We start from the raw sequence: 13,909 nt of genomic DNA, 5'->3' as shown, positions 1-13,909 counted from the left end.
GCTTTACGGGCTATTTCCGTAACGTAGCTGCAGGACACGTCCGAATTCTATGCCGATCAAGTTGAAGGCAATCACCCGAAAAACCCGTGCTGGCGCAAACGCAGCCCAAGCGCGCTTCGGCAGTGTTCACACTTCTCCTGGGAGCGAGGGCGTCCCGCGCTCGGACGCACCCCGAGGGCAGGACGCCCTCGTTGCCAGGGTTGCCGAGATTGGCCGCTGGTTCTTGGCCTGGCGGCTCTGGTTGCTCGTGCTCCTCGCCATGATCGGGTTGCTCGCGATCTATCAGCGCCCCTTGCACTATACGTTTCAGGTGGGAATTGATCAAGGGATCGGGACGGATCACCCTTTTCTCGAGGGTTTTCTCGATGCCGAGGGCATCCCTGGTGAACAGACATGGCGCTGGACCCGACCATCTGCCACGGTGACGGTGCCTGGCGTGGGCCAGCAACCCCTGATGGTCGCATTGACCATCGTTTCGCACCAGCAGAACTGGCTTGAGACGCCTGAACAACCATTGCTCAGCATTGATCTAGGCACAGGGGCGCCTTTGCTGTTACCCCTGCGCCAGCATGCAAGCACCTACCACATCTACGTTCCGCCTGCGGCCCTCCAGGATGGGACGCTGCATCTTGGCTTGAGCGCTGACCCCTGGCAACATCCCACGGATGTGCGCGGCTATCTCGGTGTTGCTGTTGGCAATGCATTTGCGCTCACGAGTCTTGCGGATCAAGCCCTGGTCTGGCCGGGTCGTTCACTGATGGCAGGGTATGCGTTGACGATCGTGCTGGGCTGGGCAGCGCTCGGGTTGATGGGCTTTGCGCAACGTACCGCAGGCTGGTTGCTGCTGGGGCTTGTGGCAACGCTGCTCGTTCTGGTTGGCCTCGTCCCGCCGCGCATGGGGGCAATGCATCCCTGGATGGCGCAGGCAGCGGGGATCGCCTTGCTCAGCGCGGCAGCGGCGCGGCTCGTGGTACCGCCGCTGCTGCGACGCTTTGCTGTGGCCCCGCGTGCGACGATCATGCGCTGGTTGCTGCTGGTGCTGGTGCTTACGGTTGTCGCCAAATATGCCGGTCGACTGCATCCTGCCGCGATGCCCGGCGATATTCAGTTCCACACCAATCGCTTTATCGAGGCCCTCACGGGCAATTTGACGCTGGTAATGCGCCATCGCGGCCTCGTTGCGCCCTACCCCGGCGGATGGTACCTGCTGATTGCCCCTCTTTCCCTGACCGGCCTCCCACTCGATACCCTGCTCTGGGGCACGGCAGCGCTGGCCGAACTGGCGGCGATCCTGATCTTTTTTGTGCTGCTGACCCGGCTGACTGGCAGTACCTACGGTGGGCTCATCGGTGCGGTGATCTATGCGCTCAGCCCGATCCCGATGCAGAATATCTGGTGGTCGTTTCAAGCCCAAATCGGTGCCCAGATGCTCAGCATCCTCTTGATGGCCCTGCTGGTGCTGACCTGGCCTGCCTATGATCAATGGGGCATGCACGGTCAACCCACCCGTCTCCCCGGGCTAGGGTGGCTTCCTGTTTTATTAACTCTTGTTTTTCTTGGTCATATTGGATCGTTTATCAATGTCAGCGCTGTGGTGGTTGCGGCTGCCGCTCTGCTCTGGCTGCAAGCCAATTCGGGGGAAGAACGGGCCGCAGCACGGCACTTGCTCGTGGCGTGGATCATTGCCTTCAGCTTTGTGATGATCTTTTTCTACAGCCGCTACAGCGATCTGATCCTTGGCCATGCCGCAAGCTTCACCGAGGGCGGCATGGCGAATGTCACTGACCGCGAGCCCCTCTCGCGCCAGGCCTGGCTTGGTTCGTTGTGGCAGGACGGCATTCTCACGCTCAACGGCTTCTTCCTGGTGCCACTTGGGCTTGCCGGGGCGCTCATCCTCACGCTCAACCCCCACCGGCGGCGGGGCAGTTTGCTCATCCTGCTCTGGCTCACCTTTGGCCTGGGTCTCTCGCAGGCAATCCTGCCGCTCATCACGCTCTCAACCATCACGACCCGCTGGGTCACCTTTGCGGGCTGGGCGCTGACCGTTGGCGCAACCTTTGCGGTCATCCACTACCGACGACGAGGCTGGGCAGGCAAACTGGTGACTGGTACCGTGCTCGCCTACCTTGCCTGGCGCACGCTCGAAGTCTGGATGCTGGCGATGGCCTTCAATCGCCCCCCGCTTGAGCCGTTTTAGGGTCTTGCGCAGATAACAGTTTTGTCATCCTAAGATCCGACGAGTCTTAACATTGCTCTGCTATTATCTTCCCTGATCACACCCCTCCGTCTTCATTCCTTGACACGGCTTGCAGCTGAGTCAGGCCATCCTGCGCCCCGAGGCGCTATGTTGCATGCTCTCGTCATACTGGCGAGGGTTGGTTTCTCTGTGCGTTGCAGAGCGCGACGACTAAACCAGGATGTTGCCTTTGACATAGGGGTGGATTGATTCGCGTTTGAGGTTTGTAGAGCAATCTGAGGGAGAGCAAGGCATGATGGCTTTGGCCAGACATCGGCGGCGCACTGCGGGCGTACGCATGGTAAGCAGTCTTGGGTTACTGATCGCCCTGCTAGTTTCAATCATTGGTTTCGCACCAGCATCGGTTTTTGCGACAACCACATTCACGCAGTGGACGTTCAATTCGGTTCCGCCTGATACGAGCACGACTACCGGTTCCACTGACCCAGCGACAGGCACGGGTACCGCGGCCCTGGTCGGCGGCACAACGGCTGCTTTTGCCAGTGGCACGGCAGGAAATGGCAGTTCCGATCCGGCTACAACTGACAATTCTGGTTGGAATGTGACTACCTTTGCGGCTCAAGGTGCCGGCAACGAGACGCGTGGGGTGCAGTTCAATGCAAGTACCGTCGGTCGCCAGAACATTGTTGTGAGCTGGGATCAGCGCCATAGCAATACGGCCTCGCGGTTTGTGCGCTTTCAGTACAGCACCGATGGCATCAACTTTACCAATGTTGAGCCACTCTTCGAGGCAACGGGCGGGGATACATGGTTCAACGGGCGGACTGTGAATCTTGCCGGGTTGCCTGGGGTCAATAATAATCCTAATTTTGCCTTTCGCATTGTGGCGGCGTTTGCGCCTGGAAGCAGTGCCTACGCGGCGACTAATGCTACCTCGAACTATGGCACTGCGGGAACCTGGCGCTTTGATATGGTGACGGTGATCGGTGAGCCACTGGCGAGCGGGCCAGAAGCCCCTGTGATCACGACGGAACCGCAGAGTCAGAGCATCGCTGATGGCACGACGTCAACCTTGACGGTCGCCGCGACAGGCACCGCCCCGCTGAGCTATCAGTGGTACCAGGGCAATGCCCCTGACACAACCAACCCTGTCGGCGAGAATAGCGCGACCTTTACGACCCCGGCCCTCAATGCAACCACCAGCTACTGGGTGCGCGTCAGCAATGAGGTGGGCAGTGTTGATAGCCAGACAGCAACGCTGACGGTCACCGTGCCGACACCGATCTGCGAACAAGCATTTGTGCCGATCTATGCCATTCAAGGCAATGGCAATAGTGCGGCCGTGACCGGCAATGTCACCACCCAGGGCGTTGTGGTTGGCGATTTCCAGGGGCCAACCCCAGCCCTCCGCGGTTTCTATCTGCAAGATTCGGTTGGCGACGGCGACCCGACGACCTCTGATGGCATCTTTGTTTTCAATGGCGATGCTGTCTCGGTACAACTCGGCCAACTGGTACGCATCACCGGCACAGCCGGCGAATTCCAGGATCAAACGCAGATCAGTTCGGTCTCTAGCATCATTGACTGTGGGGTCAGTGCGACCATCACACCAACTGATGTGATGATGCCCTTCCCAGATGCCGTCAATGGGGTGCCTTATCTTGAGCGCTACGAGGGCATGCTGGTACGGTTCCCGCAGCAACTCTTTGCCACCGAGTTTTTCCAGCTTGGTCGCTTCGGCCAGATCGTGATGTCGTCGGGAGATCGCTTGCGTCAACCAACCAATGTCGTTGAACCAGGCGCTGCCGCTGCGACACTCCAGGCCGCCAATAATCTTAACCGCATCATTGTTGACGATAACCTCAACAATCAGAACCCCGATCCGATTCTCTTCGGACGTGGCGGCCAACCACTGAGCGCAAGCAATACGCTGCGCGGTGGCGATAGCGCAACCGGCATGGTTGGCGTGATGACCTATGGGTGGGCCGGCAATGCGGCAAGCCCGAACAACTATCGCCTGCGCCCCGTAGGTGCGCTCGGTGGGGGCGTCCCTGATTTTCAACCGACTAATCCGCGCCCAACGGCCCGCCCCGAGGTCGGCGGTTCGCTCAAGGTGTCAGCCTTTAATGTGCTCAATTACTTTTTGACGATTGACACGACGGCCAGTTCAACCGTTGGCGACTGCGGTCCGCTGCAGAATGCTGATTGTCGTGGGGCCGACTCGCCGTTGGAGTTCGAGCGCCAGCGCATCAAACTGGTGCAGGCTCTGCTCAAGCTTGATGCCGATATCCTTGGCCTGATCGAGATCGAGAATACGCCCGGTGTCTCGCCCGAAGGTGATCTTGCGAGCGCCCTCAACACCGCCCTGGGAGCCAATATTTATCGTTATGTCGATACGGACATTATCGGCACCGACGCCATTCGGGTTGGTTTCCTCTACAAGCAGACCAGCGTGCAACCCGTCGGCGACTTTGCGGTGCTTGATGCAGCCTCCTTCGTCAATCCGTTCAATGCCGCAACCGACCGCAATCGGCCTGCACTCGCCCAGACCTTCCGCGAAATTGCGACGGGCGGCGAGTTGACGGTCGTGGTCAATCACCTCAAGAGCAAGGGCTCGGCCTGTGGCCTCGGCGATGATGATCTGACCGACGGCCAGGGCAACTGCAATGGTACCCGTACCGCCGCTGCGTTGGCGCTGATGGAGTGGATCGCCACGAATCCGACAGGAAGTAGCGACACCGACTGGCTCATCATTGGCGATCTGAATGCATATGCGAAAGAAGATCCGATTGCGGTTATCGAGGAGTTTGGCTTTGTCAATCTGATCGAGCGCTTTGGCGGGGCCGACGCCTACTCATACGTCTTCGACGGGCAATGGGGCTATCTTGACTACGCCCTGGCCTCACCGAGCCTAGTCGAGCAGGTCGTAGGCACTGACGAGTACCATATCAACGCCGACGAACCGAGCGTGCTCGATTACAACGTCGAGTTCAAGATTGCCAATCAGATCGAGAGCCTCTTTGCTCCCGACGAATTTCGCACCTCTGACCACGACCCGGTGCTGATCGGCTTGAACCTGACCCGGCCCAATAGCCCGCCGGCACTATCGGCGCTCGCTACGTACGATACTGGCCTTGGCGACCGTGGGGCCGAGATCATCAGTGTCAGTGGCGACCGTGCCGTGCTCTCGAACGCGGGCGATGGCAGCATTGATCTGCTCGATCTCAGTGCGCTGCCTGACATCAGCCTGATCCAGCGGCTACAGTTCGCTGAACTTGCCAACCTGACCTCGGTTGCCATCCACCCGACCAAGGATCTCTTTGTGGCCGTCACCGGCAGCAGCAACCCCCGTTCGGGCCGTGTCTTCGTCTTCCGTCTCTCGGACGGCATGCCGCTGGTACAGTTCATCGTTGGCCTTGATGCCACCTCGCCTGACGGACGCCAACCCGACTCGGTGGAAATTTCACCGGATGGACGTTTTGCCGTCATTGCGATCGAAGCCGAGCAGGTCAGTGCCACTGATGATGGTGGCGCAGGTGCGCTCGTTGTGATGGATGTGAGCGCGTTTGACCCGGCCAATCCTGATCCAGCGGTACTGACCGTCAGCACGGTTGAGTTCCCTGACATCGCGGGGGTACCCGGAGTGAGCATCGGTCGTACGCACGGTGATGCCAGCGGTGCCGCAATTACCAATGCGCCTGGCACCATCGAACCAGAAGGAATCGCGTTTGCGCCCGATAGCCAGACGGTCTTTGTGGCCTTGCAAGAAAATAACGCCATCGCACGGTTGAGCCTGGTTGATCCGTTGCCCACGCTCATGCCGACCGACAACATCTTCGGGCTGGGCCAGGTTGCGTTGCTAACCGACCGAACCAACGACGGGATCTACAACCCGAACGAACTGCTGGTCGCCTTCCGCGAGCCGGATGGCATCCGTGCGGTAGAAATTGACGGCACGCTCTATCTGATCACCGCCGATGAAGGCGATACGCGCCCGAACCCACGTGGTGGACGCACGATCAGCATCTTCAATGCCACCAGCGGAGCCTTCGTCGCCGATCTGAGCAACCAGTTGGCCGATCTAGCCAACCAATATGGCGTCTACCCAGATAATCGTAGCCCGAATGGTGGCGTCGAGCCCGAAATGCTTGACGTGATCAGGGTGAACGGGCGCGTGCTGGTCGCTGTTGGCCTTGAACGGGCCAACGCCATGGCCTTTGTTGACATCACGACACCGACGGCCCCGCAGGCCTTCGGGCTGGTACGAACGGGCCTGGCCCCTGAGAGCATCAAGCTCATTGAACGCGCTGGGCAACTCTTTGCGCTCAGTGCCAACGAGGTCTCAGGCACCGTGACCGTTGCGACGGTTCCGGTGAACACCCCGAACATCACGCTGGGCTACACCGAAGCCACGCCGCGCAGCTTTGGGCTTGGGGCCATTGACCGCGATGGCAGCGACATCCTGACGCTCGATCTGCAAGTAACTCCTGCAGGCATCGGCACCCTTAGCAGCAGCAGCGCAGGCCTGAGCGACCTGGGTGGTGGCCTCTACCGGGCAACGGGCAACACCGCCACACTCAACGCGATCAGCAGCAACCTCTTCTTCACCTCAGCCCTTGGAGCAAGAGGCACGGCTACGGTCAACGCCAGCGTGAGCGACGGCATCAACCCGGCGGCAACAGGGACAATCAGCTTCGAGGACCGCACCCCGGACCTCACCCCACCCACGACCACAGCCAGCACCAGTGGCGAGCGCAACCCGCTCTGCCCGAGCGACTGCTTTGCTGGCAGCGCAACGGTGACGCTCAATGCCGAGGATGATCGCTCGGGGGTAAACACGATCTGGTACCGCGTCGGAGAGGCTGACTTCGCACCCTACACCAACCCGTTTGCGATCACCACCGAGGGCGCGAACCGGGTCGAGTTCTTTGCAACCGACAATGCCGGCAATCGCGAAGCCGTGCAAAGCATCGTCGTCAAAGTCAGCAACTTCCCTGCCAGGGTCATCCTCGACAACTTCGACCGCGCCGACGGAAGACTGGGCAACAACTGGCGTGGCGCGACCCAACGCGATCAGTACCGTCTCAGTGACGGCGTCGTCAGCGTTGGCAAAGGCGGGCTCGCCACATGGCGCACACCGCCCTTCGGTTCTAACCAGGAGGCGTTCATGCGCCTGAGTACGCTCAACCCAACAAGCGCACACCACACCCTGGCCTTGAAAGTACGAGGGCAGAGCCATGCAATCCTGGTCAGCTACGACGCACGGGGAGAACGCATCAGCGTCGAGGCGCTTGTGCCAGGGCGAGGCTGGCGCAGCATAGCAAGTTACCCGGTGGCACTCCAACCGGGGGCGCTACTTGGAGCGCGGGCCTTGGCTGATGGAACAATCACAGTCTATGCCGACTGCCTGCTGCTTGGCACAGCCGATACCCGTACGGTTGCCGGCAACAGGTACGTCGGTCAGGGCGGGCAGATTGGTGTCTGGTTTATGAACGCCGCAGGGGCAGCCTTCGATGACTTTGGCGGGGGCAACCTGCCCTAAAAGGGTAGCTTCCGGGAAGCTTCAAGCTTCCCGGAAGCTAAATGCGTTTCATCGCATACGCAATGCCCTGCTGCAAACTACTGCGGGCAACCAGTTCACGCAGATCAGCACCGATATGCACCAGGGTCTGTGCTACCTCTGGGCCAATGCCGGTCAAGACAACCTCGGCCCCGAGCATGCGCGCCGCCTGGGCCGCGCGGATCATCGCTGCGGCAACCTGGGTATCAACCACGCGCACCCCGGTAATATCGAGGATCGCAAAGGTTGCCCGGTGCGCTGCAATCCCCTCGAGCAACGTCTCCATAATCATCTGCGCCCGCGTCTGATCAATGCTGCCAATAATTGGCATCACCACAACTTTATCGGCAATCGGCATCAACGGGGTCGAAAGTTCGCGCAGGGCCGCCTGTTGGGCCTGGATCACTTCTTCCTGCAACGTCCGTCGCTCTTGCTCAGCCCGCAGCTGATCAGTCAGATCACGGTTGATCGAGGCAAAGCCAATCGGGCGACCTTGCTCATCATAGATAATGAGTCCCGAGACCTGGGCGGTAAAGATATCGCCATTTGGGCGTTGATAGTGAAGCTGCTCAATCACGGTGCCACTGACAAGCACCTTCTTGGCAAGCGTCTCAAGCAGCGCATGATCTTCGTCAATAATCAAACTGCTGACAGGCTGCCCAATCAGAGAATCGTGATGCCCCATCATGGTCACAAAGGCAGGATTGGCATACGTAATGCGCAGATCCGTATTAGAGAGGGCAATGCCATCTGGTGCATTGTCAACCAGCAACTTGAAGATGCGTAACTGCCCTTCTTGCTCTTTCTGCTCTCGCAGGTCATGGGCAAAACCAACCACCGCATAAGGCTTGCCATCACTATCATGCAGCACGCTGGCCGTCAGCAAAGCAGGGATCGGTGAGCCATCTTTGTGACAATAGCGCAACTCGCCCTGCCATGCGCCCTCGGCAACACACTTGACAAAAAGATGCTGGATATAGTCCGGTTCTTCGGCAAAAACCTTGGTCAGCGGCAGGCCCATAAGCTCTTCGAGATCATAGCCAAGAAGACTCGCAAATGCCGGATTGCCATAATCAACCAGTTCAGTCTCGACTGATGCAACAGCCACTGCCACTGGCGTCGAGAGAATCATGTCACGAAAGCGGGTGGTCTTTTTGCTTAACTCCGTTATCTGCGCACGGAGTTGCCGATTCTCTGCTTCGAGCGCAGCAAAACGTTGTTCTAAGGTCGGCATAGGGCAACTTTCTTGATGAAACGCGTAACCTTCATCAAGCTTAAGTATACTCCCTTCTGGCAAGATCAGGGTAGCCGGCCTGGCTTGCCATTCAACGAAGATGGTTGGTTTGACGCAAAGGCACGAAGCTACGCTTGGAGATGCCTCAAATCTTTGCGCCTCTGCGCCTTTGCGTCAAAATCAAAACCGTCTTCTGTGAAAAGCATTGCTCCTTGGGAAGCGCCACCTTGTTCAAGGTCGTGACAACGTGTACAATAAATAGAGACTTACCCAGGGATTTCATATGCAACCTTCGCTTACTGGTGCGCAGACAATCGTGACGCCCGATCAGCATGTGCTGTCACTCAATGTGCAACCGCATTTTTTTACGCTTGCCGACAACTTTACCCACCGCTATTCGTTCGATGGCGAAGGACGGCTGATCGGCGCGTTTCGTGAGGGGATCAATTATCGGCGTGGTCTGCGGGGCGATGTGTTGCGCAAGCAGTCCCTGGCTCCTGGCCAGAAGCTCCGCTATATGCTGAACCAGGATGAACGGCAGACCTTTCTGCACGAGATGGTCACGCATATGAGCCATCTCGCTGGTCAACTTGAAGCTAGCCAGCAGCCTGAGCTCAACGCGTGGCTTGAACGCATCCTCGCCTGGGATGTCCCTCGGCTTGAGGCTGAACGGGAACGCTTTGATGCGATCTACAAGCCGATCTCTATCCTTCCGCCTGATCACTATCAGGCTGTGGTGGTGCAGGCAACCGAGGGATGTAGCTGGAACCGCTGTACCTTCTGTACGTTGTACCACGACCGGCCTTTTCGGATCAAAGGCCCTGAAGAGTTATGTCAACATATTCACGAGGTCAAGGGACTGCTCGGGCGCGGCATGGAGCTGCGCAATGCCATTTTTCTCGGTGATGCGAATGCGTTGATCATCCCCCAGCCCCGCCTGCGTGAACTGCTTGAGGTGGTGCAGCGCGAGTTTGCGCTGGGTTCAGGGAATGCGTTGCGTGGGATCTATGCGTTTCTCGATATTTTTGGCGCTGAACGCAAGTCGGTCGCCGCGTATCGTGAGTTGCGCGAGGCTCAGGTGCGCCGAATCTACCTGGGCCTCGAAACTGGCGACCCCGAGGTCTTTGGGTTGCTCAACAAGCCCGGTTCGCCCGCCGCCTGCGTTGAGGTCGTGCAGACGATCAAGCAGGCAGGGATCAGTGTGGGCGTCATTTTGCTCGCGGGGGCCGGGGGTGAGCGCCTGGCGGCGCAGCACGTCGCCAATTCGCTGCGCATCGTTGGCGCGATGGGCCTCGGCGAAGGCGATCTGGTCTATCTGTCGCCCCTCATGGTGCCTGATGAGAGCCCTTATCTCGCCCAGTTGCGCGATGTAAACAGCCAACCGCTCGACGAGCAGGCCATTGACGTCCAGCTAGACCTCCTCAAGGCGGGGCTCAAAGCACACGTTGACCCGGCGACAAAAGTCGTTCTGTATCATCTATCAGAATTTATCTATTAATAGATCTAGAAACAAGTTGTTCTTGTATGCAAAACTGGCGTTTTGAGAACCGCTTTGTCAACGAACTTCCTGGTGATCCTGAAGAGAGCCGACATCCACGTCAGGTATTGAACGCATGCTGGTCGCCGGTATTGCCCACACCTGTGGCCGAACCACGGTTACTGGCGTATGCCGCCGAGGTGGCCGAGCTCCTCGATCTCAACCACGAAGCGATCACGTCACCGGCCTTTGCCCAGGTCTTTGGGGGCAATGCGCTGGTCAGGGGGATGCAGCCGTATGCGGCTTGTTACGGTGGGCATCAGTTCGGCCACTGGGCCGGGCAATTGGGTGACGGGCGGGCAATTACGCTCGGCGAGGTGATCAATCGTGCTGGCGAGCGCTGGGAATTACAGCTCAAAGGAGCCGGGCTAACGCCCTATTCACGCACCGCCGACGGGCGGGCCGTATTGCGCTCGTCGATCCGCGAGTTCCTCTGCAGCGAGGCGATGCACCACCTCGGGGTGCCGACAACCCGGGCGCTTAGCCTGGTGGCGACCGGCGAAGAGGTCATCCGCGATATGTTCTACGATGGGCATGCCCGCCCCGAGCCGGGGGCGATTGTCTGTCGCGTGGCGCCTTCATTCATTCGTTTTGGCAATTTTGAGATCCTGGCGGCCCGTGGCGACCGTGATCTGCTGGCGCAACTCGTTGATTTCACGATCAACCGTGACTTTCCCGAACTTGAAGGCGACCCCGAGACGCTGCGGAGCCGCTGGTTTGAAGCGGTCTGCGTCCGCACCGCCCACATGATCACGCACTGGATGCGGGTCGGCTTTGTGCATGGCGTGATGAATACCGACAATATGTCGATCCTGGGGCTAACAATCGATTACGGGCCGTATGGCTGGGTCGACAATTTTGATCCCGACTGGACGCCGAATACCACCGATGAGAGCGGGCGCCGCTACCGCTTTGCCCATCAACCACAGATTGCGCACTGGAACCTGGCCTGTCTCGCCGGGGCGCTTGCTAGCCTCTTGCCTGACCAGCAGATCCTGCAGGCCAGCTTGGATCGGTATGTTGCGGTCTTTTTGGCAGAACAGCGCACCATGACCGCAGCAAAATTTGGCTTCAAGAGCTTTGACGAGCACGATCAGGCCCTCGTCAGCGAGGCCTATCGGCTGATGCAGATCGCTGAAGTGGATATGACCTGGTTCTTCCGCGGCCTAGCCGATCTCAACCCCGCCGCACCATCACTGGAACCCCTGCGTGAGGCCTTTTATCGTGATGAGCTCTTCACTCGCCACGAACAGACCTTTGCCACCTGGATTCACCACTACGCGGCGCGGGTTCAGCGTGATCGGCTTGACCCCGCCGAGCGCCGCGCCCAGATGAACGCGGTCAACCCGCGCACTGTTTTACGGAATTATCTGGCCCAACAGGCCATTGATCTTGCCGAAGAGGGCGACCCAAGTCGCATTCACGCCCTGCTCAACGCCCTCCGCAGACCATACGATGATCAGCCCGTCAGCGCCCCATTCATCCAGAAACGCCCCGACTGGGCCCGCGAACGTGCCGGGTGCTCAATGCTTTCGTGTAGTTCGTAGGATACCTCTGTGTCTGTTGAGGCCAACGGCCAGCAAAGCTGGCCGGTTGCCTCAGCAGACACGAGATGGCATCATACGAAACAGGCACCCGCACGGGCACCCGCAAGGGGTGCCCCTACGGGGCCGGGCCCGGTGTAGGGGCACCCCTTGCGGGTGCCCGTGCAGCAGACCCTTTAGGTGGGCAAAAATCCCCTGAAGGATGGTATAATATAAATCTATGCGTATAGTTAGCAGAGCCTCTGGGGGACGATTCATCAGAGGTTCTCGTATGTAGGTGCTGTGGAATATCAACCTGATCTCAAACAGATTACGGGCGAAGGTGGGGTCATTGCCTCGGTTGCGCCGGGTAGTCTCGGGGCAACGCTTGGACTCAAGCCTGGTGATACGCTGGTCGCGATCGGGCAGCAACGTCTGCGCGACGTGATTGATTATCGTTTTGCCATCGCCGAAGAGTCGGTCACGTTGCGGGTACGCACTGCCGGTGGCGATGAACATACTCATCAACTCGACAAAGATCCCGACGACGATCTTGGCATTGAGTTTACCGAACCACTCTTTGATCGGTTGCGTACATGCAATAATAAATGTCCCTTCTGCTTTTTGACCCAGATGCCCAAAGGGTTTCGCAAAACGCTCTATCTCAAAGATGACGATTACCGGCTCTCTTTTCTCTACAATAATTTTGTCACCTTTACCAATCTGACCGAGGAGGATTGGCAGCGCATCGGCGAACAGCGCCTTTCACCGATGAATATTAGTGTTCACGCGACTGATCCCTTCTGGCGTGCCCTGATGCTTGGCAAGCGTGATGTGCCCGATGTGCGCGAGCAGATCCGCCGCCTCGGGGCCATGGGCATTGATGTTCACGCCCAGATCGTCGCCTGCCCGGGGGCCAATGATGGCGAAGTCTTGCGGCAGAGCATCGAGGATCTGCTGGCCCTCCAGCCAATTGTTCAGTCGATTGCGGTTGTTCCGGTAGGCTTGACGAAGTATCGCTTTGACGGCAAACGCCCCAGCACGATCAAGGCGGCAATTCAGGTTCACGAGACGCCCGACTGGATCAATACCAACTGGGAAGCACAGCCCCTCTGGGAAGAGCAAAGGCCCCCGCAGGATCAACCCGTACAACCACTGCACAACCCCGAGATGGGGTTCTGCTCACGTCTCGGGGCGGCAACCGATATTCCGCTGCGTTGCTATACGGGTGAAGAAGCAGCAGCGGTGATCGACCTGATCGAGCCTATCGGGGCACGTTGCCGGGCTGAAACCGGCTTTACCCTCGTCTATCCGAGTGATGAGTTCTATCTGCTGGCCGAACGAACGCTGCCCCCTGCCGAACAGTACGATGATATGCCCCAGTATTCGAATGGCGTCGGCATGGTACGCGACTTCCTCGACCTGTGGGCACGCGCTCGCCGCAAACTCCCTGCCCGCCTTGCCCAGCCGACCAGTCTGGCGCTCGTCTGTGGCACCCTGGCTGCGCCACTGCTTGAACAGGTCGCTCGACGACTCAGACGGATTGAAGGGTTAACGATACACGTCTTGCCGATCACCAATCTCTTCTTTGGTGAAACTGTCACGGTCAGCGGGCTATTGACCGCCCAGGATCTGATCCCGGTTCTCCGTGCAAGCGGCTGCACCCGTGCGCTCTTGCCACGGGTCATGTTCAACTATACTGGTGAACGCACCATTGACGACTATACGCTGCACCAGATCACGGAAGCCTCCGGTGTCCCGGTCGCCCTCGCCGGCGATCCTGACGAGTTGGTGCGCTATGTACGCGCCCTGGCCTATGATGTTTGAGGGCGGCAGCCCAAAGGGTAGAGGATACCGT

The 13,909-nt window shown here is 58.9% G+C and carries 6 protein-coding genes; 5 read left to right on the top strand and 1 reads right to left on the bottom strand.

The window, feature by feature from the left end; translation table 11 throughout:
• The first annotated feature begins 49 nt into the window (after positions 1 to 49).
• Positions 50 to 2,197, top strand: coding sequence for a hypothetical protein (locus EYB53_RS00150; protein ID WP_135475474.1), 2,148 nt, complete (start codon positions 50 to 52; stop codon positions 2,195 to 2,197).
• A gap of 292 nt (positions 2,198 to 2,489) precedes the next feature.
• Positions 2,490 to 7,739 (top strand): ExeM/NucH family extracellular endonuclease, encoded by a 5,250-nt coding sequence (locus EYB53_RS25440; RefSeq protein WP_254150811.1) that lies wholly within the window; start codon positions 2,490 to 2,492, stop codon positions 7,737 to 7,739.
• A gap of 37 nt (positions 7,740 to 7,776) precedes the next feature.
• Here the strand turns inward: EYB53_RS25440 and EYB53_RS00140 are convergent, their stop codons facing one another.
• A complete protein-coding gene (locus EYB53_RS00140; RefSeq protein WP_135475472.1) occupies positions 7,777 to 8,991 on the bottom strand; it encodes a PAS domain S-box protein in 1,215 nt (404 codons plus the stop codon).
• Positions 8,992 to 9,274: 283 nt separating this feature from the next.
• Here EYB53_RS00140 and EYB53_RS00135 point away from each other — a divergent pair, with 283 nt between their 5' ends.
• The 3 genes from EYB53_RS00135 (at position 9,275) to EYB53_RS26475 (ending at position 13,878) form a co-directional block, all read left to right on the top strand.
• Entirely contained in the window at positions 9,275 to 10,489 is a 1,215-nt protein-coding gene (locus EYB53_RS00135; protein ID WP_135475470.1) for a radical SAM protein, read from the top strand.
• 26 nt (positions 10,490 to 10,515) lie between these two features.
• A complete protein-coding gene (locus tag EYB53_RS00130) occupies positions 10,516 to 12,075 on the top strand; it encodes a protein adenylyltransferase SelO (RefSeq protein ID WP_135475468.1) in 1,560 nt (519 codons plus the stop codon).
• 279 nt (positions 12,076 to 12,354) lie between these two features.
• Positions 12,355 to 13,878: a DUF512 domain-containing protein gene (locus EYB53_RS26475; RefSeq protein WP_135475466.1), complete on the top strand. Its 1,524-nt coding sequence runs from the start codon at positions 12,355 to 12,357 to the stop codon at positions 13,876 to 13,878.
• The last annotated feature ends 31 nt before the right edge of the window (positions 13,879 to 13,909 follow it).

This window comes from Candidatus Chloroploca mongolica, from assembly GCF_004762035.2.
GTDB classification, from domain to species: domain Bacteria; phylum Chloroflexota; class Chloroflexia; order Chloroflexales; family Chloroflexaceae; genus Chloroploca; species Chloroploca mongolica.
This window is presented reverse-complemented; position numbering and strand designations above follow the sequence as displayed.